The organism is Rhizobium sp. BR 362 (assembly GCF_036528765.1).
In the GTDB taxonomy this organism is placed as follows: Bacteria; Pseudomonadota; Alphaproteobacteria; order Rhizobiales; family Rhizobiaceae; genus Rhizobium.
Genome location: NZ_JARWGH010000018.1, coordinates 18726 through 41726, shown reverse-complemented (window position 1 = coordinate 41726; position 23001 = coordinate 18726). Strand labels below are relative to the sequence as shown.

Genomic DNA, 23001 nt, shown 5'->3' with positions numbered 1-23001 from the left:
CTACTTTCGCCGATCAGGCCGAAACCGCGTGAAATGTCATGGCGAGGCCGTTCATGCAGTAGCGCAGACCTGTCGGCTTCGGGCCGTCGGGAAAGACATGGCCGAGATGGCCGCCGCAGCGGCTGCAATGTACTGCGGTGCGCGCCATGCCGAAGGAATGGTCCTCTGTCGTGCCGACTGCGCCATCGATCGGCGCCCAAAAGCTCGGCCAGCCGGTGCCGCTGTCGAACTTCGTGCTCGATGAGAAAACATCCTGCTGGCAGCCGGCACAGGCGAAGTTGCCTTTGCGCTCCTCATGCAGCAGCGGGCTGGAAAACGGGTATTCCGTCCCCTCCTCGCGCAGCACGGTATATTGGTCCGACGTCAGCAGCTTGCGCCATTCTTCGTCGGTGTGGGTCACGGGAAATTTCTCGGCCGCAACAGCCGGATTTGCTGCCAAACCAAGTCGGGCCGCAACTACGCCGAAGCCGGCAGCAATGAGGAAAAGTCGTCTGTTCAACATTTCTGGAACTCCCGTCAAAGGGACGATCACCTGTCCTGCAAATATACGGCGCTAATGCTGATTTTGTTACATATCTGCGCGTGAAGCACCGAAACGTGATCATGAAACGGCTTTCGACACCCTCTCGGACTCGGCGAAAGCTGGATTGCATTGTTCCGGCGGTAGCAGCTGTCATGTCCGCGTAATAAACACTACCTATATCATCAGCCGTAGCATTTACTACGCACGGAAACCGTCATGACAACAGCCATCCAGCCGCAGGCGACGTTCGACGCCCAGATTCTCGCAGCGCTTGAGAAGCTTGCGCCGGCTGAGCAGCGGGTCGCCCGTTTCTTCGTCGATCAGAAGCAGGCTGTGCTGCTCAGTTCTGCCGCGCAGATCGCCGAGCTTGCCGGCGCCAGCGACGCGACCGTGGTGCGCACCGCGCGGGCGCTCGGCTTCGAAAGCCTCTCGGCGCTCCGTGCCGCCTTGCTCTCTGAGCTGACGGGCACGCCGTCGCCCGGCAATCGCTTGGAACGAACCCTTGCCGAGACTGACGGCGATGCCGCCGGCGCCCTTCATCATGTTATTGGCATCCACGAGAGCGTGCTCGACGTTCTGCGGCGTCCGGAGATCGCCGCAAGCTTCGAGCGCGCGATCGATATTCTGGCGGGCGCCACGCGGCGTTACGTCTTCGGCATCGGCCCCTCTGGCGCGATGGCGGATTATGCCAGCCTGCAATTCAACCGCATCGGCCTGCCGACCAGCGCATTGTCCGCATCGGGCGTTGCTCTGGCGGACCGTCTTCTCTGGCTCAGCAAGGGCGATACCGTTCTGATGATGGCCTATGCGCCGCTTTACCGCGAAGTCGAAGTGGTGCTCGATCAAGCCAACCGGCATGACGTGCCGGTGATCCTGATCAGCGATAATCTCGGTCCGTTGGTCGCCGACAAGGTCATGGAAATTATCCCTGTCCCGCGTGGCAAGGCTGATCATCTCGCCATGCATGGCGGCACCATGGTGCTGATCGAAGCCATGATCGTCGGTCTGGCGGGGCGTTGCCGGGAAACGGCTTTCGACAGCCTCGACCAACTCAGCGTCCTGCGTGGCTCGATCGACAAGGCGTGGAGCAAACGCGGTACGAAGAAAAAGAAATAAAGAACACTCTTCTCAGACATAAATATTTCAAGAAAGAATTATAGTATAAAATTGCACTAACTATATCTTCCTGAGAAATACTGGAGAAAGCAATGCTTCATAAAACTATTGCTGGACTTGCACTTGGCGTCGCAATGACGACGCTCATGGCCGCGCCGGCCTTTTCCGCAGACCTCGTGCTTTACGATGCCCTCGATTTCAGCGGCAAGGTCGCCAAGGCTTTCGAAGCAAAGACCGGACTCAAGGTCGACGTCGTCGAGCCCGGCAGCACCGGCGAAGTACTCGGCAAGATCGCCGCCGAAGGCGACAATCCGCAATTCGATATCGTCTGGCTGGACGGCTCGGCCGTGATGGAACGCATGGCCGCCAATCATGTCTTGCAGCCGATCCCGGGCGATGTCTACGACAAGGCCGCTTTCACCGATTTCGGCAAATCGCTCATTCCCGCAAGCCACGCTTTCCTGCCGACCGGCGCCAGCACGACGGCTATCGAGGTGAACACCAAGAAAGTCGCCCCCGACAAGGCGCCGAAGTCCTGGGCCGATCTCACGCATTTCGCCGGTACGGTCGCCGCGAAGGACCCGAACCTCTCAGGTCCGGCCTATCAGTGGCTCGCCGGTTTCTTCCAGACCAACGGCATCGATGCCGGCAAGGATCTGCTCGGCAAGGTGCTGACCACGAAATCGCTTTCCGGCCTTTCCAGCGGCGGCAAGGTCAATACCGCTGTGCTGACCGGCAATGCCTCCGTCGGCATCAACCAGGACAGCGCCATCTTCGCCAAGATCGCCAGCGGTGAACCCGTCATCGCGGTTTACCCGGCCGAGGGTTCGATTGCCCTGCCGCAGGGCCTCGGCATCAGCGCCAAGACGAACCATATGGACGCCGCCCGCAAGTTCATCGATTTCGTGACGAGCGCCGAAGGCCAGGCCGCCATGCAGGACGGCAAGGATACCGACTTCTTCTTCATGCCCGTCATTACGGGCGTCAAGGCAAAGCCCGGCCGTCAGACCGAGGTTGCCTTCGTTCACCTCGACGACAAGGTGGCTTCCGCGCACGAGACCGAATGGAAGCAATGGTACAAGGATCATTTCGTCCCGTGATCGAACGGAGCTTGCGATGACCGTTCTGCATCATGAAGGGGCCGCGGCTTTCGTCCGCGGCTCCGGCATCCGTCGCCTATTGCCAAATGGATTGCTCCCCGCATTCGGCCGCCTCTCCGGACCGATCGCCATTTACGCCGTGTTCTTCCTGCTGATCGGACTACCCCTGGCACTGGTGCTGATCCAAGCGGTAGTGCCGCGGCTGTTCGACACCCAGGCCGGCAGTACCGCCTTCAGCCTGGAACCCCTTGCGCACGCTTTCGCCTCGCCGCGCATTCTCCAATCCATCCTGAATTCATTGGAACTGGCGGCAACCGTCGCCATTGCGACCACTGCCCTCGGCGGCGCCTTTGCCATCCTCGTACAGCGATGCAACGTGCCTTTGCGCGGCGCCATCGCCGTGGCGCCCTGGCTGGTGTTCCTGACGCCCTCCTATCTCAAGGCGCTGGCTTGGGTGCTGCTGATGTCTTCCGGCGGCTATCTGGCGCAGCTCGGCATCCTACCGCAGGTCTGGAGCGACGCTTTCTTTGGGCTGGAAGGCCTGGTCTTCGTCCATACGCTCGGCCTTTTCCCATTGGCCAGCTTCATCATCGCCAGCGCGCTTGCCGGGCTCGGCAGCGAGCTTGAAGATGCGGCGCGGCTCTCCGGCTCATCGCCCGTAAAGATATGGCTGCGGATCAACGGTCCGCTGCTGGCACCCGCTATCGCCCTCAGCATCATCGCGACCTTTGCGGAGGTGTTGTCGGATTTCGGCCTCGCCTCAACGATAGCGCGGAGCTCGAACTTCGGCGTTCTGACCTACGGCATCTATTCCGCCACCAGCGATTATCCCGTCGACTTCGCCTCGGCGGGCGCACAGGCGCTGATCCTTCTGGCTTTGGTCCTGCTTGTGGTGCTGGCCGACCGTATGCTGCGCCGCCGGGCCGATCCTCGCTTGATTTCCGGAAGGGCACGACCGGCGCGCCGCTATGAGCTTGGCCCCTGGCGCTGGCCCGCGACCATCGCAGCACTCGCCGTCATCGTCCTCGCGCTGGTCCTGCCATTGCTCGCGGTCGCTGTTCGAGCGTTAAGTCAGACGCTCGGCAATGGGCTGGACTGGAGCAATTTCACGCTGATCAATGTCCAGACGGCGTTGAGCCTCGGCACTACCGCGAACGAGGGACTGCTGCGCAGTCTCGGCTATGCCGGCCTGACGGCGATCATCGCCAGCGGCATCGCCCTGCTCCTCTCCGCCCGGCTCGACCGGTCCAATTCGCTTATGCGCACCATCGCCATCGGCCTGTCGCTCGGCGCCGTCGCCATTCCCGGCATCGTACTCGGTTTCGGCTATATCCTGGTCTGGAACCGACTCCCCGGCTTTCGCGACTGGCCGTTCCCGCGTTATGGCGACGGCTCGCTGCTGATCACCGGCTATGTCGCCGCTGCCTTGCCCTATTGCCTTGTCGTCATCCTTTCCGCCATCGGCCAGCTAGCGCCGAGCCTCACCGATGCGGCGCGACTGCAGGGCGCCGGCGCAGTGCGTCGCCTGCTTGCCATCACCTTGCCGCTGATATTGCTCAGCGTGGTGACAGCTTTCCTTCTCACCTTCATCCGCACGGTTTTCGAACTGCCGATGTCGCAAATGCTTATCCCGCTCAGCGGCCCGGCGGCCCCGACGCTGATCCTGAAACTGTTCAGCCACGATCAGGACGGCCTTGCCTGCGCCATCGCATTGCTGGCAATGGCGGTTGCCGGCGGCGGCGCGGCCTTGGCCTGGTTGCTGGCACGGCGCTTCATGCCGAAACGGCACTGCAATGCCGCAGGAGAGTATCAACCATGACCGCATCACTCGATTGCACCGGCATCTGCAAATCCCTCGGCGGGCGGGCCGTTCTCAGCAATCTTGATCTGAAGATCGCAGCCGGCGAGGTCGTTTCGCTGCTCGGCGCCAGCGGATCGGGAAAGACGACGCTGCTGCGCATCATTGCCGGTCTGATCAATCCGGACAGCGGCATCGTCAAATTCGACGATACCGTCGTCTGGAGCCGGCAATCCATCGTGCCGCCGGAGAAGCGCCGCGTCGGCATGGTGTTTCAGGACTATGCGCTCTGGCCGCATATGACAGTGTCGCAAAATCTCTCCTTCGGGCTGCAATCACAGCGCCTGTCCGACACGGAAGTGACGGCAAGGCTGGATCACGCACTCGAGGTGACGCGCCTGACCGCCTATCGCAACCGCTATCCGGCGGAACTCTCCGGCGGCCAGCAGCAGCGGGTGGCGATCGCCCGCTGCCTTGCCGCCCGGCCAGCCCTGATGCTCTTCGACGAACCGCTCAGCAATCTCGACGCGGCGCTCCGCGAAGACATGCGGGTGGAAATGATGGAACTGGTGCGCCGCGAGGCGACGACGGTCATCTATGTCACCCACGACCAGGCCGAGGCCATGGCAGTGTCCGATCGCATCGCCGTCATGCGTTCCGGCGTGATCGCGCAGTTCGATACGCCGCAGGCGATCTACGAGGCTCCGGCCGACGCTTTCGTTGCCAGCTTTATCGGCGGCTTCTCGATCGTTCCGGGCGAGGTGCGCGGCGGTCGTTTCAAGATCGAGAATACCCCGCTTGACGCATTGCGCACAGGCGGCGCCCAATGCGGCAGCGCCCTTCTGGTCGTTCGGCCGGAGGACGCCCGTCCATCCGATGCCTATCCCGACAACCGGCTTCAGGGTATTGTCCAGTCCAGCGCTTTCCAGGGACGCTGCTGGCGCCTGATGATCGATATCGGGCCGCATCGCATCCGGCTCGACTGGCCGCAAGCCATGCCCGCCGGCGCGTCGCTGACTTTCTCCCTGCCGCCCGAACGCTGCGTCGTCCTCGCCGCCTAGACTATCTGTCCGCCATCCAGGATCCATTGCATGAACAGTCTCACACCCATCCTTTCCACCATAACGGCGTCCTTCCTCGGCTCCTTCGTCGAGGTCGTGGAAGCGTTCACCATCGTCCTTGCGGTCGGGGTCACACGGAGCTGGCGTCCGGCACTGACGGGTGCGGCGCTCGCCCTTGCGGTGCTTGCCGCACTCGTTCTCATCTTCGGGCCATTACTCGCGCTGGTGCCTATCACCACGCTGCAATTCGTCGTCGGCGTTCTGCTGATCCTGTTCGGCATGCGCTGGCTTCGAAAGGCCATTCTGCGCTCGCTCGGCGTCATAGCCTTGCATGATGAGGACGCGGCCTTCTCCAAGGAAACAGCCGCACTCCGGCAACAATCCGAGGACCGGCGCGCCGACTATCTCGCAGGCCTTGCCTCCTTCAAGGCGGTGCTGCTCGAAGGCGTGGAAGTGGTCTTCATCGTCATTGCCGTTGGCGGCGCCCATGGCCTGACGCTCTATGCCGGCCTCGGTGCCCTTGCCGCCTTCATCCTGGTGATGCTGATCGGCCTGCTGGTGCATCGCCCGCTCGCCACGGTGCCGGAAAACACGCTCAAATTTGTGGTCGGGCTAATGCTCACCAGCTTCGGCATTTTCTGGACCGGCGAAGGCATCGGCGCGGATTGGCCGGGCGCCGATCTTGCGCTTATCGCCATCTTCGCAATCGTTGCCCTGGCGTCCTTCGCCATCATCCGCAGCCTGCGCGGCTCCGTCGGCAAATCCACCGTAAAGGCAGTCCAATGAACGTTATCCGCATCGCCCTATCCGAACTGATCGGCATGTTCATCGACGACGGCAGCCTTGCGGCTTTCTCGCTGATCCTGGTGATCCTGGTCGCAGGAGCAGTCAAGCTTCTCGCCCTGCCGCCGCTGATCGGCGGTTTGCTATTGCTGCTGGGCTGCCTTGCCATTCTGGTGTACAGCGTCCGCCGCGCCGTCAAACGGTGACGTGAAGCACCAACATCCTCCCTCGACAGAGCGTCTCGCGGATGCGAAGAATGACGGGTATTTCAGCGAGATCGAGAGGCGTTCCGATGAGCAGCGCGTATCCGGAAATCTACCTGGTCCGGCACGGACAGACGGAATGGAGCCTGTCCGGCCGGCATACCGGCCGAACCGATATTCCCCTCACGGCCGCCGGTGAAGGAGCCGCCCGCAAGGTCGCGGGCCGCCTGCCCGCCATCGATTTCGCGGCCGTCTGGTCGAGCCCGTCTCAGCGTGCCAAGAGCACCAGTGCACTGGCGGGGTTCGGCGATGCGCGCGTTATCAAGGACGATCTGGCGGAGTGGAATTATGGGGCCTATGAAGGCGTCACCACCAAGGACATCCTCGCTCAGCGTCCCGGCTGGCAACTCTTTCGCGACGGATGCCCCGATGGAGAGTCCGCAGCTGACGTCGGCGCGAGAGCCGACCGGATCATCGGCGAGCTTCGCGGGGTAAACGGCAATATCCTGATCTTCTCAAGCGCGCATTTTCTGAGGGTTTTCGCCGCCCGCTGGCTCGGTCTCCCGCCGCAAAGGGGCGCACACTTCGTGCTCGACACCACCAGCATCAGCATTCTCGGCTACGAACACGATCTGAGCGAACCGGTCATCCGCCGCTGGAACCAGGTTTGATCAGCCGCGCAATCTTTGCCGCTGCCGCGTCCGCCGCCTCGGGCGCCATGCGTGCTATGCCGAACAGCAGCCCCGGCCGTGACGGCCCGAGATGCAGAGCAGACATGGCGCGAAGCGCAAAACCCTGAGCATTGATCCTCTGCACGATCGCCCGGTCGTCGATCCCGGCGTCCCGGAACCAGCCAGCCAGTTGCAGGCCACCGGTGCCCTCGCCGATCTCCAGCCGATCTCCGCAATGACGGCGCAGCGCGGAAACGGACGCTGCCATCCGCGCGGCATAAACAGCATTCATATGTCTCAGATGCGCACGAAAACGGCCTTCGCGGATGAAATCGGCAAGTGCTGCCTGGATGTGGATCGGCACGACAGCCCCTCTCAGCCGCTGCGCGGCCGCAGCCTCAGACACGAGCCAGGATGGCACGACCGCGTAGGCGACGCGTAGGCCGGGCGCGAGCGTTTTCGAAAAAGTCCCGAGATAGGCAACCACTTCGCCGCGATCGATGCCCTGCAGCGCGGCGATCGGGCGGGAGGCATACTGGAATTCGCTGTCATAGTCGTCTTCCAGCACCACGGAACCGTTGGCACGGGCAAATTCCAACAGCGCCAGACGGCGAGGCAGGCTCATCGTTACACCGGTCGGATATTGATGCGAGGGCGTGACATAGATCAGCCGCGGCGGCGGGCCGGCAGCTCTGCCGACATCGATGCCCGCCTGATCGCATGGCACCGGCACAAGGTCCGCGCCCGCCATGCGCAGCAATGCCTGCGCCGTCGCATATCCAGGCTCCTCCATCCAGGCGACCAACCCGTCCGAGCAACCGGGCCGCAACAAAACGCGCGCCAGCAGATCGATGGCAGCTCCGGTGGACGGAACGATGAGGACTTGTTCGGGGCGGGCGATCACACCGCGCGTGGTGGAGATATGATCGAGGATGGCTTCGCGCAGCTCGCGGATGCCGCTGTGAGCGCCATAACCGAGATCGTGCACCCGCAGCGAACGGCCGCGGGCGCCGAGACAACGTGCCCAGGCGGGGTGTGGGAAGGCAGCAACGTCAGGCACGCCGGGCTCGAACAACCCGCCCACGGCCCGCTCGGCAACCGGCATCGGACTGAACTTTGCCGGCGCAGCTTGCCCTTGCAGAGGCGGGGTCGTGAATGCGGCAACGCGGGTCGCAGCACCCGTCGTTGATTGCAGATAGCCCTCGGCTTTCAGCCGCTCGTAGGCATTGACCACGGTGGAGCGCGCCACGCCGAGCGCAATCGCCAGCATTCGCGTCGACGGCAGCCGCTGTCCCGGCGGCATCTGTCCCTGAAGAATGCGATCGCGCATCACGCGATACACCTGGCCTTCCAAGTCGCCCGCCACCCGATCGAGGGCCGGCCATTGTGCAATCGGTGCCATGAAATCTCCAACTGGTCTGCAAGGAATGGAAAAACTGGCCGTTTATAACCTACCTCTTTGGCAACATAGATCAAAATGATACCAGTGAGGAAACCATGGCTGATCTCCACTCGCCGCAGACAGGCGACTATCCGACCACCGAACGCTCGCGTGTCCGGCGCTCACCCAACCGCGGCAGCCATGCCCGCAGGGATGTTCGTGCCATTCTGGACGCATCACCCCTCTGCCATGTCGGCTATGTCATCAACGGCGCGCCCTATGTGACGCCGACGCTGCATTGGCGCGAGGGCGATCTTGTCTATTGGCACGGTTCGGCAGCGAGCCGCTTTCTGCGCGCGGCAGAGGACATGCCCGTCTGCCTCACCTGCAGCGTCATGGATGGATACGTCCTTGCCCGTTCCGCCTTCAACCACTCGGTCAACTACCGCTCTGCCATGGTCTTCGGCACGGCGCGCCTTGTGGAGGATGTCGAGGAGAAGGCCGATGCGCTCCGCCGCTTCATCGAAAATCTGTTTCCCGGCCGCTGGGACAGTCTGCGGCCGATGACAAGCCAGGAGGTGAAAGCGACATCGGTCCTGAGGATGGAAATCGACGAGGCGACGGCCAAGGTCCGCAACGGCCCCCCGGGCGATATCGACGAGGCGGATTTCCCGGTCTGGGCGGGCGTCCTGCCGGTGCGAAGCCACCTGGCCCCGGCAGAAGCCGCGCCCGGATTGCCTGATGGGATAGAGCTACCCGAACCGCTGGCGGCATTGATACAATCGGGCCGGATTCGATAGATTATTCTTAGATTTGACACCAAAGGACTTCGACATGGACCTCGCGAACTGGAACGGCGTGCCACGCCCGGAACGAATCACTCTGGAAGGCCGCTATGTCCGGCTGGAGCCGCTCGACGCGGCCCGCCATGGCGCCGACCTCTATGCTTCGGCACAGGCGCCTGGGGCCGAGGATCGCTTCCGCTATCTGTTCGAGGAAGCACCGGCCAATATCGCCGCCTTCACGCCCTGGCTCGAAAAGGCGGCCGCCGGCACCGATCCGCTATTCTTTGCCACGATCGACAAGCGGACCGGCAAGGCCGAAGGCCGTCAGGCGCTAATGCGCATCGATCCCGTGCATGGCGTCATCGAGATCGGCAGCATCCTCTGGGGACCGGCGATCGCCCGCAGCCGCATCACCACCGAAACGCTCTATCTCTTCGCCTCCTATGTCTTCGACACGCTCGGCTATCGCCGTTTCGAGTGGAAATGCCACAATCACAACGAGCCTTCAAAGCGCGCTGCGCAGCGTTTCGGCTTCACCTTCGAAGGCATTTTCCGCCAGCATATGGTCGCCAAGGGTAGGAATCGCGATACCGCCTGGTTCGCCATGATCGACGCCGATTGGCCGCGCCTGAAGGCCGGTTACGAGAGATGGTTGTCCCCTGAGAATTTCGATGAGGCCGGCCAGCAGAAGAGCAAGCTGACGTTCGAATGAGCTTTGGCTCTTCGGCCGAGGGTTTTCATCCTAAAGCAGTTTTCGGAAATAGACCACGCGTCTGGTTTCCTCGAAACCCAAGGCGGCATGGAAGGCGTGGCTCGCCACATTGTCGAGCAGCGCGTCCGAGCCGAATTCGTGACATCCGGCAGCACGCCCCCAGGCGGCAACGGCATCGCAGAGCGAGCAAGCAACACCCTGCCGCCTGTGCTCCGGCAAGACATAGATCCCCTCGAGGAAAAGCACGGGAGGTCTCGCAGCCGTTGACATAGTCATGCCGGAGCGTCGCCTCCGCAAATCCCACGACATCGCCCGCCTGATCGCATGCGAGGTAGGCAATGGCGCCTTCCTTCGAGAGAAAACCCATCAACTCGGCGCGATGATGTTCGATCGGATTTTTCGGCCAAAGTTCGGCGCGCAGACGCGACCATCTGTCCAGAGATTCGGAACAGGCTTCCTCGATCCGCATGACGATCTCCAACAATTGAGAAGCCAATTCATAGGACGAGAAACCGATCAGCGGAAAATTTCGCTTTCTCGCCCACAATCATCGCGGTACATATCGCGCATATTTTAACCGCCAACCCACCCGATCGATTAGCATCCGAGGATAATGGCATGACATTTCAAAACAGTTCGCGTCTCTACGCTGCTGTTTCATCCTTGTTGTGGCCGGCAATCTTTTGCGCCGGACTGACAGGCTCCTATTTTGCGTTTCAGTCGCATATGCAGCTCCTCTGGTTCAATGTCGTCTATCTCTCCATCGTGGCGACGATTGCGCTGTTCGAGCGGCTTATGCCTTACGAGGAGACCTGGCTGGAGCGCGACGGTGAGACGTTTAGCGACGTCGCACACACGCTCTTGAGCAAAGGCAGCGTGCAGATCGCTGCTGCCATCGGCACATCATTTCCGATGGCGGTGGCGACTGTGGCGCAACCTTTTCTGAGCCACCAGGCACATATCTGGCCGGAACAATGGCCGCTGGCCTTGCAGGTCGTGCTGGGATTGATCATCGCCGAATTCGGTCTCTATGTCGCCCATCGTCTTGCGCATGAATATCTGTCGCTTTGGCGTTTTCATGCCCTGCATCACAGCGTCGAGCGGTTGTGGGTCATCAACACGGGGCGTTTCCATATCATTGATTCGCTGTTCAAGATCGCGCTCGGCCAGATCCCGCTCTATCTCGTCGGTGCGCCGCTGCCGGTTTTCCTGTGGATTGGCGCGGTGACTGCATTCATCGGCCTGCTGACCCATTGCAACATCGACGTGCGTACCGGCCCGCTCGACTGGATCCTCTCGACGCCGCGCCTTCACCGCTGGCACCACTCGAAGCTGCTTTTTGAGGGCAACACCAATTACGGCGAAAACCTCGTGATCTGGGACCAGATCCTCGGCACCTACTACAACCCACCCCGCCCCTCCTCCACCGACATCGGCATCAGCGGCAAGGTCGCCAAGGGCTTCCTTGCCCAACTCGTGCAGCCCTTCTCCACCAAGGGACGCAGGCAGATCATCGGCAAAAAGCCGAAGGAGCTGCTGGCCAAGGAAGAACTGGTAAGAAGGGCCTCGCTTCGCGACGAAGCCGACGAGCCGATCCGCAAAACGAGCTGAGGACCACTGTGACAGCACCCGCCGCTTGGCGCGGAAGGGCGCTGGCGACGACCGGTGGTGCCAAGATGCTCACCCGGCCTGGGCCAGCAGCGGCCGGCATGGGCAAAGACGTTTTTCATCGAAACCGGCTCTGCCAAATTCGCGCGATGCAACCAATGCTCGGAAAACCTATTTCAAACCGAGAAGATATTGTCATCTAACGTGTATTGAAAAAGATACCCCACGGGGTTACCTATCCGACGCAAATTGATGGTCATGAGAGATTAGGAAAATCGTTGAAATGGAAGGGAGATTTACCCAAGATCATCTCAAGCAACTTCACAGAATATTTTTTACGTCTCGTGAAATAGACCGGCTTGAACGAGAATTCATCAAGCAAGGCATAGCACATTTTCACGTTTCCGGTGCCGGACATGAGTCGACGGCGCTGCTCGACGAATTCCTCCATGAAGACGACTGGTTGCATCTGCATTATCGCGACAAAGCCTTGATGCTGGCGCGCGGCATGCCCATTCGTGAGTTTTTCTCCAGCCTTCTCGCCACAGCCAATTCCCATTCGGCCGGCCGGCAGATGAGCGCGCATCTTTCCTCCCGCGCTCTCAACATCACATCCATCGTCGGTCCCGTCGGCAACAACGCACTGCATGCCGTCGGCGTCGGCGCGGCGTTGAAACACAAGTCCGGGATGCCGATCGCCATTTGTTGCATCGGTGACGGTACCACGCAGCAGGGCGAATTCGTCGAAGCCGTGGCCGAGGCCGTGCGCAGCCAATATCCCGTCGTCTTCATCGTTGAAGACAATAGCTTCTCCATCTCGACGCGCACCACCAAACAGACCTTCTTCGATCTGCCGACCGGGCCCGCCTCTTCCTTCTACGGCCTCGAGATCATCCGCGCCGATGGCGCCGATCTGCAGGCGTCGCGCGAAGCTTTCCGTAAAGCTGTCCGCCACAGCCGCAACGGCCGCACGCCGAGCCTCGTGGTTCTCAATGTCGAGCGTCTGTCCGACCATACCAACGCCGACGATCAGAAGACCTACCGCACCCAGGAAGAGATCGAGACCGGCTCCGTCCGCGATCCGCTCGTCAATCTGCGCGCTGCGCTGCAGGAAGCCGGTATCGATGCGGCTGCGCTGGAAAAGATCGAGAGAGACTTGACCGCCGAGGTGCAGGCGGAAGCAGCCCTTGCCCGCAAGGAAGATGCGCCGCATGTCGAGCCGGAAGCGAAAGCGCCCTACCCGGCTTCGTTCAACAAGGCCGCCGAATATCGCGGCGGCAAGAGCGCGGCGACGCTAACCATGCGCGAGGCGCTGAACGGCGTGCTCGACAAGCAGCTTGCGGACAATCCCGATGTCGTCCTTTTCGGCCAGGACATCGAAGATCCCAAGGGCGACGTCTTCGGTGTCACTCGCGGCCTCAGCACGAAATATCCCGAACGGGTGCGCAATGCGGCGCTCAGCGAATCCACCATCGTCGGCACCGCGATCGGCCGCGCGCTTGCCGGCCAGCGCCCGGTTGCCTTCCTTCAATTCGCCGATTTCCTGCCGCTCGCCTATAACCAGATCGTCTCGGAAATGGGCAGCATGTTCTGGCGCACCCAAGGCGCTTGGGAATCACCGGTCATTCTCATGGTGAGCTGCGGCGGCTATAAGCCGGGCCTCGGACCGTTCCATGCGCAGAGCTTCGAGAGCATGCTGGCGCATACGCCCGGTATTGACGTCGTCATGCCCTCCAGCGCCGGCGATGCTGCCGGCCTGCTCAATGCTGCCTTCGAATCACGCCGGCCGACCGTCTTCCTCTACCCCAAGGCCGTGCTCAACAATTCCGACGGCCGCACATCCGCCGATCTCGACAGGCATTTCGTCCGTCCGGGCCTGTCGCGTTATGTCGCTCGCGGCCGCGACCTGACGCTGGTTACCTACGGTAACACCGTTTCGCTGTGTGCCAAGGCAGCGAGCGCCTTCGAAGCGCAGGGATTTTCGGTCGAGGTCATCGACCTCCGCTCGATCTCGCCCTGGGATGAGAAGGAAGTGCTCGCAAGTGCCAAGCGCACCAGGCGGCTGATCGTCGTGCATGAAGACAATCGGACGGTCGGCATGGGCGCCGAAATCGTCGCGACCGTCACCGAGAAGACCGACGTGCCGGTCATCGTCCGCCGGCTTGCCCGCTCGGACGCGCATGTGCCCTTCAATTTCCGCAATCAGTTGGAAACGCTGCCCTCCTACAGCAAGCTCGTCGATCTGATGGCCGAGGTTCTCGAATGCGAGGTCACCTGGCATGAAGAGGACAAGACAGGTCCGACCGCAGCCATCAAGGCCATCGGCTCCGGCCCCGCCGATGAAAGCGTGCTGGTAACCGATCTCCTGGTCAAACCCGGCGACACCATCGAAGTCGGCCAACTCGTCGCCGTCGTCGAGGCGACGAAAGCCTCGGTCGAAATCTGCGCCAATATCGGCGGCGTCGTTCAAGAGGTTTTCGCCAAAATCGGCGATCAGATCGCCACCGATAGCGCACTTCTGACCGTCGATGCCAATCGCGACCTGAGCGAACGCAACTTCGCGCTTGCTTCGGAGACCCATAATAAATTCGTGCTGCGGCGGCTGAAATCCCATTCGATCCCGGCGCTGCGCCGTCATTCCGGCAACTTCTCGGAAATTGCCGTAAGCGGCATGGGTTTTGCGACTGGCGCCCGGCGTGTCACCAATGAAGACATCATCCACAACTGGCCGAACCGGCGCGCCGAAGAAATCTTTGCGCTGACCGGCATCAAGAGCCGCTACTGGATCGGCCCCGACGAAGGCACGTTGAGCCTCGCCACCAAGGCCGTCCGCGATCTCCTGCGCCAGACCAATATGACGATCCATGATATGGACCTCGTCATCGCCGCCACCGGCACGCCCGATATCGCCACGCCATCGCTCGCGAGCCGTGTTGCGGTTGCCGTTGCCGAAGACGGCGTGCGGCCGTCGCTTGCCGCCTATGACATGGGGGCCGCCTGCTCCGGTTATCTCTATGCCCTGCAGCAGGCGTACGATTTCATCGCCCAGCAGAACGACGCGAAGGTTCTGATCGTCACGTCGGAGGTGCTATCGCCGCTGCTCGACATGAACGACTTCTCGACGGCCATCTTGTTTGGCGATGCGGCAACGGCCTGTCTGGTGACCAGCCGCGACATGGCGCGCAATCCGCTGTTTGCCGCCAGCCGCCCCGTCATCAGCGGCCGTCCTGAGCGAGGCGATCTCCTCTACGTGCCGCTGCCGGACGAAGGCGTCATTTCGATGAATGGCCGCTCGGTCTTCACCGAAGCCGTGCATTCCATGTCGCGCTCGATCGAGGATGCCTGCGTCGATGCCGGGCTAGAACTTGCCAATCTCGATCTTCTGGTGCCGCATCAGGCCAACCAGCGCATTATCGACACCATTGCCAAGCGCAGCGGCCGGCCGGCGCTCAGCGTCATCGAGACCTACGGCAACACCAGCTCTTCAAGCATCCCGCTCGCCATGATGCACGTCGCCAACGAACGCCCCGAGCCGCTCAACCTCGGTCTCGTCGCCTTCGGCGGCGGCATGACATCCGGCGCAGCCATCGTGCGCACGATCAAATAGCTGTAAACAGCTTTGGACCAGTCAAACAAAACCCCGGAATTCGCAGGGAATTCCGGGGTTTTTCAATCTCTGTAAGCGACGCGCCTTATGCTTTGGGGCGATTTCTCAGCGCCTCGGCTTCGGCATAAAACTTCTTTTCCCATTCCTTATGATTGTCGAGGCCTTCGCGGATGAAGGGCGTGAAGATCGCCAGATTCATCAGCGCCCAGTTGACGAAGCGGGCCGGGAATTTCAGCGGCTTGACGAAATCGACGAAGAGCACGACGCGGGTCTTGTCGGTATGGTTCCAGGCCTCGTGATCATAGGCATCGTCGAAGATCAGCGCCTTGCCTTCCTGCCAATGACATATCTGTTGGTCGACGCGGATGGCGAGCTTGTCCTTCGGCTCCGGCACAATGAGGCCGAGATGCAGGCGCAATACGCCGTTATAGGGGCCGCGATGAGCAGGAAGGTGCTTGCCGGGCTCGAAGATCGAGAACATCGCCGTTTTCAGGCCCGGAATCTTCTGCACGGCAGCCCAGGTATTCGGGCAGGCTTTGATGTTCTGTTCGGACTTCACGCCGAAGCCGAGAAGGAAGAAGGTCTTCCAGCGGCTATCCGTCGAAATGGTCTTCACATCGGTGGAGATGTCCTGGAAGGTCGGCAGCTCGCTCTGGCGCTGCAACACCTTTTCCAGCTCGGCGCGGATCGCGGGATAGTCCTTCTCGATCTCGGCCGCCCAAGGAAAGGTCGCATTGTCATAGACCGGCGGATTGCCGAGTTTGGCGTATTTCAGATTGAGGCTTTCGGCCCAGGCAACGATACCCATGAAAAAGCGCGTCATTGCGCTGGGGCGGTCCATCGGCGCGATGCCGACCGTACCGAAGGTTTGTTCCGGAGCACGCGGCTCGGTGGTTGTGGGAGCTGGTGCGCTCAAAGTGCTCTCCGTCATGTCTGTCTAATAGGGGCTATATTGGGGAGGAAATCTTGTCGTGGGAGAAATTGCGGGAAATCTTGGAGAGGCGATAGGTCTGGCGATTTTCAGCGCTTGCTGGCCCATCCCTGATCGGCACGCGACTCCTCTGTTATGCAATGATCATAATAGTCGATTATATGAGTTCGTTAGTCGATTTTCGCAAGGGAAACCGTTCGCGAGAGCGGTGCCTTGTTGTGAGATGAAATCCCAACGAATTTCCCGAAAATGCTCCGCTGCCGAATCGGCAAAAATACGGCCGCCAGCGATGCTTTTTGCCGCAGGCAGCTTCACATTGTCGATAGCCGCCCGCCATCGAGCGTCTCCAGCCGAATAGTTCAAGCCGTCTGACCTTGCCCGACCAGCCGAATAATTATGAGCCCGGCAATCAATGCGGCCAATGACAAGACCACGGAAAGCACGACATAGATCAACGAAGTCGCCCATTGACCGCGCTCCCAGAGAGCGACCGTATCCAATGAAAAGGTCGAGAACGTCGTGAAGCCGCCGAGGATACCCGTGGTCAGAAACAGCCGTAATTCCTGCGACAGACCGCTGCGGAGGACGAAATATTCGGTCAACAGACCCATGATCAAGGAGCCGACGATATTGACCCCAAGAGTCCCGAAGGGAAATCCGAGGCCGAACAAACGCATGGTCGCCTGATTGACGCCGAGACGAAAGGCGCCGCCCAATCCAGCGCCTAGGAAGACGATCAGATAATTCATGGAACTCCTCGAATAGAAATTCAACACCGATATTTGCATTTTGAACATCTGCTGCAGCACTTTCGCGGCCGGCCGCCTCACACTGCTTTGCCCACAACCTGGGCGCGCCGACGGGGATTATCCGGTTCTCCACCAACAAGCTCGTAACAGATCATGGCTTCGAACCTTCCCATTGGAATTTTGGTGGCGTCTGGCGAAGTTTGCCGACCATATCTCAAAGTGAATTGACGTAGAGATCACGACCGTGACGAAGGGTGAGCCACGGGGAATGTGACTGGCACACCGGCGGCGAGTCTGTCGGGGAACAATGATCATTTGAACGAGATAGAGGTAAGGACAGAATTGCGGACATGACTCTACTCCATCGCCCGGCGGGCGTGTTGAGTAGGAGTCATTAGCGTCCCTGAAATTCAGAGCAGCGGTTCGGCCACCATGACCCGGCAGAATCCATTACCGTTGGATTCTCCATACAGATGGGCGAACGCCCTTGTCAATCCGGGCATAGATCTGCTTCCATCAACCGGCTTTGGCGATCATTTCGATCGGCGCAACCAATCCCCCGCCAACCGATGCGCTGATATTGCCCATCCGCTCCGCCGCCGTCGGTCCCATCAGCGCGCCGAGGCTCAGCGCCTGTCCGCCGTTTGCGGCGCTGGCGCGCATTTCCTGCGCCATCCGGATCGCCAGAGCGCTGCGGTCCTGTTCGAACTCCACCGTAAAGCCGGCCTTTTTGAGCAACTGCCGATAGGTCGCGGGGCTGCACACGAAACTCGTCTCCGCCGTCATCGCCCAGGGCATCGGATAGGGCAGCGTGCCATCGCGCACCTGCATGATCTCGTAAAGACCGAACCGGCCGCCGCGCTTCAGCACCCGCCGCACCTCCGCAAACAATGCCGCCTTGTCTTCGATGTTCATGCCGACATGGATCAGCGTGGCACGGTCGAAGCTTTCATCTGGCAAAGGCAGCGCCAGCGCACTTCCCTGATGGAAGGACACTTGCATAGCCATGCCGCAGCGCGCCGTCAGGTCGTTGGCCACATTGACGAATTCATCCGTCAGATCGATACCCGTGACGATACAGCCATAGGTGCTGCCAATATAGCGCGCCGACCCGCCAAGCCCCGATCCGACGTCGATGAGCCGCATGCCGTCGAGCAGCTCGAGATCTTTTGCGAATTCCACCGTTGCTTCGCGCCGTCCGAGATGGAATTCATCGATACCGGCGAGGTCGTCAACGCTGAGATGATCGATATCCTTCCCGCTGGCTGTGAGACCGCCAAGGATCGTCGACCCCAGCGATCCATGCGTATAGTGGCTTGCAACCTTTTCTTCGGTGGACATGACCCTCTCCATGACCTCGCATTTACACGATCATGGAAGAATGCTGCGCCCCTGCCCCCGCTCCGTCAAGCGGTTGCAACCTCAGTGTACGAGGCGGATCGATGGAAATCGTAACGCATGCCGGATCGGCCCTTCGCTGCGGGGGCCGACCGCCTCTCACCCCATCCTGATCCCTGCCAGCAGAAGGGAGAGCTCCGGTTGCCGGTTCGTATCGGTCTTGCGATAGATTGATTTCAGATGGGCGCGAGCGGTCTGATAGCTGACGGTGCGCTGGGCGGCAATGTCATGCAGCGTCATGCCTTGCGCAAGCATCAAGGCGATTTCCGCCTCGGCGCGGGTCAGTCCAAAAAGCTTGGTCAGCGTTCCCGGGCGCTGGTGGACCTTCTCTTCCGGATCCTCGATGGTCGCAAAGGCGCAGGAATGACGGAAAATATCCTGCATATCGCCGTCGAGCCGCTGCATGCGCACGATCAGCGGCCGCCTTCCCTTGCGGCTGAGCAGCAGAATATCGGGCTCCCCCGTCGTCAGCAGGTTGTCTTCGCCCAATACAGCCTTGAGCTGCCGGTCGAACGCGTTTGCGTCCTCCTTGCGGGTCGGCCGCATTTGCCCCTGACTGATTTGCAAATCGGGGCCAAGCAATCGGCGCATCTTCTCGTTGACGGTGGTCACAAGACCCGTCCGATCGAAAAACACACAGGCGACATTGGCCATCTCGAAGGCGGTCGCCATGCCCTTCACTTCACTTGCGGATATGTCGCGCATAATCCTCGCCGTGATCATAAGTTTCTGACGTATGCGATATAAATTTCTTGCTTCTTCTCGGCTGTAGGGACCGTCCTTGATCCGCCGCTGCAAGGCAAAAGCCAGCAGATCATCGCCGGACGAAAAACCTATTATCGCCGACCAGCGCAGGCCGAAACGTTCCTGGGAATGGTAGAAGTCGAGCGTCTTGAACTCGTCTTCACCCGCAAAATCCTGCTCGATCATCACTCCCGCACGTCGCATGATTGGCACGTTCCGTCGGCGAAAGTCCTGCGTGTACCACCCTTCCGCGAAATAATTCTCCATCGCGGGAATAAGACTTTCCGTAACAACGAAGGTGTTCAGCAACCGGCCTTCAATCGGCGCGATGTTGACGCCAAAGGATCCTGTCGCTTCCGCGACCTTCTCGAGCACGACCGGCCATAGCCCCGGATCCAGGGCGGCGCCGAAAAATCCGTCCGTTGCCCGGTCGAGCGCGTGGAGATCGAACCGCATAGACCCTCACCTCGGCCTCAACCGGCCGATCTAAGCACCTCACCCACAATAACCCATGGGTATTATATGCGAATCAGTTTATCCATACGAATTCTAAATAATACAAGCAACATTTTTGGTATTATCAAAATTTTATAGAATACGCGAAATATACACTCTCTCTAATATACATGAAATTGTCAACAATATCATTGTTTTACAAAGATCGACGAAAAGATCCCTGAAATTCTACTGTCTCCAAAAGAAACGGCCGCCCGCAGGCGGCCGCATGAACGTCGGAGACAAAGCTGAGGCGTCGTTAGACCTTTAGTTCGCGTCTCTCCACTTCCGTCACCATCGCGAGATCGAGCACGCGCTGCAGGTTGGCGGCATGGCGGAAGGTCGGGTCCTGATGGCTGCCGGCCATGACGGCTTCAGCAAAGCGCTGATAGTTGGTCGGCACCGGCGGAACCTCGATAACCTTCCATGTCGCCGTCTCGGTATCGTCGCTGAGGCAGGCGCGCAATTCGGAACCAGCCGGACTGTGGGAGATTTCCAGCCCGCCGCGCTCGCCATAGATACGCAGTTTCAGCTCGTTGAGATGCCCCGTAGCCCAGCGGCTTGCATGCACGACGCCGAGCGCGCCATTGGCGAAATCGACCGTCATCGAGAAGCTGTCGTTCGCGTCGAGCGTATACTCGCCGATGCGCTCGTCCGGCGCCTTGTTGAAGGTCTTCAGGCGGGCGAAGACGTGGTCGATATCCGTCGCCGCGCCATAGGCGGCGAAATCGAGGATATGGATGCCGATGTCGCCGAGCACGCCGTTCGAACCGTGCCCGGTCGACAGCCGCCACAACCACTTGGATTCGCTGCGCCAATCGCCCCAGGCCCTGGAAACGAGCCAGCTCTGCAGGTAGGACGCCTCCACATGCTTAACCGTGCCGATCTCGCCCGATATCACCATCTCGCGTGCCCTCTGCAGCGGCGCGACATTGCGATAGGTAAGATTGACCATATTGACGACGCCGGCGCGTTCGGCCGCCTCCGTCATTTCCAGTGCCTTGTCGTAGTTCTCCGCAAGGGGCTTCTCGCAGAGAACATGCTTGCCGGCGGCAAGCAGCGGCAAGGTGGTCGGATGATGGGCCCGGTCCGGCGTGACGTTGGTCGCCGCGTCGAACTCGCCCCAGGCAAGCGCTTCGTCCAGCGACGAAAAGCGCTTTTTGATGTCGAACATATCGGTAAAGGCCGTGAGCCTGGTCGCATCCGTATCCACGGCGCCCACGATCTCGACGCCTGGAATCCGGGCGAAATGCTCCACATGGTTCTTCGCCATGCCGCCCGTGCCAACAACTATGAGACGCATGTTTTACCTCAGCGATAACCGGCTTCGCCGGCCTGATGGAGTCTCGGGCCACGCTCGACGATCGGCTCCAGCGCCTTTTCGACCGGGACATTCGGCGCATCATGGATGCTGGTCTGCGTGCCGAGCGGATTGTGCGCCCACTTGACGGCGTTGATCAGCACCTTCTGCACGGTCTCATTGTGATAGGTCGGATAGGTCTCGTGGCCGGGTCGGAAATAGAAGATATTGCCCGCGCCGCGCCGCCAGGTCATGCCTGAGCGGAAAACTTCACCGCCCTGGAACCAGGAAATGAACACCGTCTCCAGCGGCTCGGGAACGGAAAACTGCTCGCCATACATCTCCTCGTTTTCCAGCTCGAAATGCTCGCCAAGGCCGGCGGCGATCGGATGGCGGGGGTTGATGACCCAAAGGCGCTCGCGTTCGCCCGCTTCGCGCCATTTCAACGCGCAGGGCGTGCCCATCAGCCGCTTGAAGATTTTCGAGAAATGCCCGGAATGCAGCACGAGCAGACCCATGCCTTCCCAGACGCGCTTGGCGACACGCTCGACGATTTCGTCCTTTACGCCGCCGTGATCCTTGTGACCCCACCAGACGAGGACATCCGTGTCCTTCAGCCGTGCCTCGCTGAGACCATGTTCTGGTTCCTGCAGCGTCGCAGTCGTCGCCTCTATGCCAGCATCGGCATTCAGCGCCTTGGCAATCGTCGTATGCATGCCTTCCGGATAGATTTCGGCGACAATCTTGTTGGTTTGCTCATGAATATTCTCTCCCCAAACGACGGTGCGAATGGTCATTTCGGTGCTCCTCTGAAACAGATTTATTGAATGGTGAGCCGATCCAAAGCGCTTTGAGAAAATAGCCGCCCAACTCTCCTTCCGGCCTCCTGAAGAAGACATAACCGCTCACCAGGGATTTGACAAAGGCAAAATCGCCGCAACCGAAAACGTTTTCGGTCACATAATATAAACCGTGATGTCAGGGGTGTGACGTCGCCCTAATGAGATATGGATTTCGAAAAAAGATTGACCACCAGCACACCGGCAATGATCAGCCCGAGGCCGATAATGGCGGCCAAATCGAGTTTCTGGCGAAAAAACACCAAGCCGACGGCGGAGATCAGCACGATGCCGAGCGCGCTCCAGATGGCATAGGCGATGCCGACCGGAATGACCCGCAGCGTCAGCGACAGGAAATAGAAGGCGGCGACATAACACAGTACGAGGACGATCGAGGGGCCGAGGCGGGTAAACTGCTGCGACATCTGCAATGCCGTCGTGCCGACCACCTCCAGCACAATTGCCACCAGCAGCATCGCATAGACAGATGCATTCGCCATTACGCTCTTCCTTGATTTCTAGAACGGTTCAGCGTTTCACGGAATTGCTGAACCGTTCTATCCCTTTGTTTTTACGCATTGCGGACGGAAAACCGCTTCGCACTTTTCCTGGAAGTGCTCTAAAGCTGCGTGAGTTCGATCAGCCGGTCGACGAGCTTCTCTCGGGCGCTCTCATCCATGTCATGACTGCCGAGCAGGTCGGCGAGCCAGATCCCGTCGGTCGCCAAACGCACGATCGCGGCATCTGCCGAAGAGTCCGTGCCGACATACTCTTCGCTGCGCTCGCGCACCCAATCGCGCCAGCGTTGCCGCAATTGCGGTTCGCTGAGCAGCACCATCGTCACCTGCGCCCAATCCTTCGTTTCCTGCGGCTGATCGCGAAGCGCGAGGCAGGCACGGAGATAGCCGCGCGTAAAACGCCCGTGTGGCAACGGATCGGCGCGCATCGCCTCTTCGATTGCCCCATCCAGGCGCTCGAGCAGGCTATCGAACACCGCTTCCAAAAGGGTATTCTTGTTGGGGAAATGGTGGAGCAGTCCGCCCTTGCTCACGCCGGAAGCACCGGAAACGGCATCCAGCGTCACCGCCGTCATGCCCTTCTCCGAGGCCAACCGTGCCGCCACCTCCAGCAACTGCTGGCGGACGAGCATAGGCTGCTTCTTTCTGTGGTGCGCGTCAGACATGCCTGCATAACATA

The 23001-nt window shown here is 60.4% G+C and carries 21 protein-coding genes and 1 pseudogene; 11 read left to right on the top strand and 11 right to left on the bottom strand.

Annotated features, from left to right (window positions below; translation table 11 throughout):
* Window positions 1-13 precede the first annotated feature (13 nt).
* Entirely contained in the window at window positions 14-502 is a 489-nt protein-coding gene (gene msrB / locus QDY28_RS20415; protein ID WP_331383477.1) for a peptide-methionine (R)-S-oxide reductase MsrB, read from the bottom strand.
* Window positions 503-739: 237 nt separating this feature from the next.
* Between msrB and QDY28_RS20410 the strand changes: the two genes are divergently transcribed.
* From QDY28_RS20410 to QDY28_RS20380, 7 genes are all read left to right on the top strand, one after another.
* Window positions 740-1639 (top strand): MurR/RpiR family transcriptional regulator, encoded by a 900-nt coding sequence (locus QDY28_RS20410; RefSeq protein ID WP_331383476.1) that lies wholly within the window; start codon window positions 740-742, stop codon window positions 1637-1639.
* Between the two features lie 92 nt (window positions 1640-1731).
* Window positions 1732-2739 carry an ABC transporter substrate-binding protein gene (locus QDY28_RS20405; RefSeq protein WP_331383475.1) on the top strand — a complete coding sequence of 336 codons (1008 nt, stop codon included), beginning with the start codon at window positions 1732-1734 and terminating at the stop codon, window positions 2737-2739.
* A 16-nt stretch (window positions 2740-2755) separates the two neighbouring features.
* Window positions 2756-4558: an ABC transporter permease gene (locus QDY28_RS20400; RefSeq protein ID WP_331383474.1), complete on the top strand. Its 1803-nt coding sequence runs from the start codon at window positions 2756-2758 to the stop codon at window positions 4556-4558.
* On the top strand, window positions 4555-5598 hold the full coding sequence (locus QDY28_RS20395) for an ABC transporter ATP-binding protein (protein ID WP_331383473.1): 1044 nt from the start codon (window positions 4555-4557) through the stop codon (window positions 5596-5598). Before QDY28_RS20400 ends, QDY28_RS20395 begins: the two co-directional genes overlap by 4 nt.
* A 30-nt stretch (window positions 5599-5628) precedes the next feature.
* Window positions 5629-6384 carry a COG4280 domain-containing protein gene (locus QDY28_RS20390; RefSeq protein ID WP_331383472.1) on the top strand — a complete coding sequence of 252 codons (756 nt, stop codon included), beginning with the start codon at window positions 5629-5631 and terminating at the stop codon, window positions 6382-6384.
* Entirely contained in the window at window positions 6381-6587 is a 207-nt protein-coding gene (locus QDY28_RS20385; protein WP_331383471.1) for a hypothetical protein, read from the top strand. The genes QDY28_RS20390 and QDY28_RS20385 overlap by 4 nt, the downstream gene beginning before the upstream one ends.
* An 86-nt stretch (window positions 6588-6673) precedes the next feature.
* Window positions 6674-7255, top strand: coding sequence for a histidine phosphatase family protein (locus QDY28_RS20380; protein WP_331383470.1), 582 nt, complete (start codon window positions 6674-6676; stop codon window positions 7253-7255).
* Here the strand turns inward: QDY28_RS20380 and pdxR are convergent.
* Window positions 7230-8657 (bottom strand): MocR-like pyridoxine biosynthesis transcription factor PdxR, encoded by a 1428-nt coding sequence (gene pdxR / locus QDY28_RS20375; protein ID WP_331383469.1) that lies wholly within the window; start codon window positions 8655-8657, stop codon window positions 7230-7232. The genes QDY28_RS20380 and pdxR overlap by 26 nt on opposite strands.
* A 95-nt stretch (window positions 8658-8752) precedes the next feature.
* Here pdxR and QDY28_RS20370 point away from each other — a divergent pair, with 95 nt between their 5' ends.
* Both QDY28_RS20370 and QDY28_RS20365 read left to right on the top strand, forming a co-directional pair.
* On the top strand, window positions 8753-9436 hold the full coding sequence (locus QDY28_RS20370; protein WP_331383468.1) for a pyridoxamine 5'-phosphate oxidase family protein: 684 nt from the start codon (window positions 8753-8755) through the stop codon (window positions 9434-9436).
* Window positions 9437-9470: 34 nt separating this feature from the next.
* On the top strand, window positions 9471-10133 hold the full coding sequence (locus QDY28_RS20365; protein WP_331383467.1) for a GNAT family N-acetyltransferase: 663 nt from the start codon (window positions 9471-9473) through the stop codon (window positions 10131-10133).
* A gap of 30 nt (window positions 10134-10163) precedes the next feature.
* On the opposite strand, the pseudogene aac(6') reads toward QDY28_RS20365, so the two are convergent.
* Window positions 10164-10602 (bottom strand): annotated as a pseudogene (aac(6'), locus tag QDY28_RS20360) (aminoglycoside 6'-N-acetyltransferase).
* 149 nt (window positions 10603-10751) lie between these two features.
* Between aac(6') and QDY28_RS20355 the strand changes: the two are divergent.
* Window positions 10752-11744: a sterol desaturase family protein gene (locus QDY28_RS20355; protein ID WP_331383466.1), complete on the top strand. Its 993-nt coding sequence runs from the start codon at window positions 10752-10754 to the stop codon at window positions 11742-11744.
* A 280-nt stretch (window positions 11745-12024) separates the two neighbouring features.
* A complete protein-coding gene (locus tag QDY28_RS20350; protein ID WP_331383465.1) occupies window positions 12025-15348 on the top strand; it encodes a thiamine pyrophosphate-dependent enzyme in 3324 nt (1107 codons plus the stop codon).
* Between the two features lie 85 nt (window positions 15349-15433).
* Here QDY28_RS20350 and QDY28_RS20345 read toward each other — a convergent pair whose 3' ends face one another.
* The 8 genes from QDY28_RS20345 to QDY28_RS20310 all read right to left on the bottom strand — a co-directional run bounded on the left by QDY28_RS20345 (window position 15434) and on the right by QDY28_RS20310 (window position 22987).
* The gene (locus QDY28_RS20345) at window positions 15434-16279 is read right to left on the bottom strand and encodes an aspartyl/asparaginyl beta-hydroxylase domain-containing protein (RefSeq protein ID WP_331383464.1); all 846 of its coding nucleotides are present in this window, start codon (window positions 16277-16279) and stop codon (window positions 15434-15436) included.
* Window positions 16280-16638: 359 nt separating this feature from the next.
* The gene (gene crcB, locus QDY28_RS20340; RefSeq protein ID WP_331383463.1) at window positions 16639-17028 is read right to left on the bottom strand and encodes a fluoride efflux transporter CrcB; all 390 of its coding nucleotides are present in this window, start codon (window positions 17026-17028) and stop codon (window positions 16639-16641) included.
* Between the two features lie 516 nt (window positions 17029-17544).
* Window positions 17545-18369, bottom strand: a complete 825-nt coding sequence (locus QDY28_RS20335) for a class I SAM-dependent methyltransferase (protein ID WP_331383462.1) — start codon at window positions 18367-18369, stop codon at window positions 17545-17547.
* A 156-nt stretch (window positions 18370-18525) separates the two neighbouring features.
* A complete protein-coding gene (locus QDY28_RS20330; protein WP_331383461.1) occupies window positions 18526-19626 on the bottom strand; it encodes a helix-turn-helix transcriptional regulator in 1101 nt (366 codons plus the stop codon).
* 298 nt (window positions 19627-19924) lie between these two features.
* Window positions 19925-20968: a Gfo/Idh/MocA family protein gene (locus QDY28_RS20325; protein WP_331383460.1), complete on the bottom strand. Its 1044-nt coding sequence runs from the start codon at window positions 20966-20968 to the stop codon at window positions 19925-19927.
* A gap of 8 nt (window positions 20969-20976) precedes the next feature.
* Window positions 20977-21762, bottom strand: coding sequence for a ThuA domain-containing protein (locus QDY28_RS20320; protein WP_331383459.1), 786 nt, complete (start codon window positions 21760-21762; stop codon window positions 20977-20979).
* A 200-nt stretch (window positions 21763-21962) separates the two neighbouring features.
* On the bottom strand, window positions 21963-22304 hold the full coding sequence (locus QDY28_RS20315; RefSeq protein WP_331383458.1) for an SMR family transporter: 342 nt from the start codon (window positions 22302-22304) through the stop codon (window positions 21963-21965).
* 119 nt (window positions 22305-22423) lie between these two features.
* Window positions 22424-22987, bottom strand: coding sequence for a TetR/AcrR family transcriptional regulator (locus QDY28_RS20310; protein WP_331383457.1), 564 nt, complete (start codon window positions 22985-22987; stop codon window positions 22424-22426).
* Between the last annotated feature and the right edge of the window lie 14 nt (window positions 22988-23001).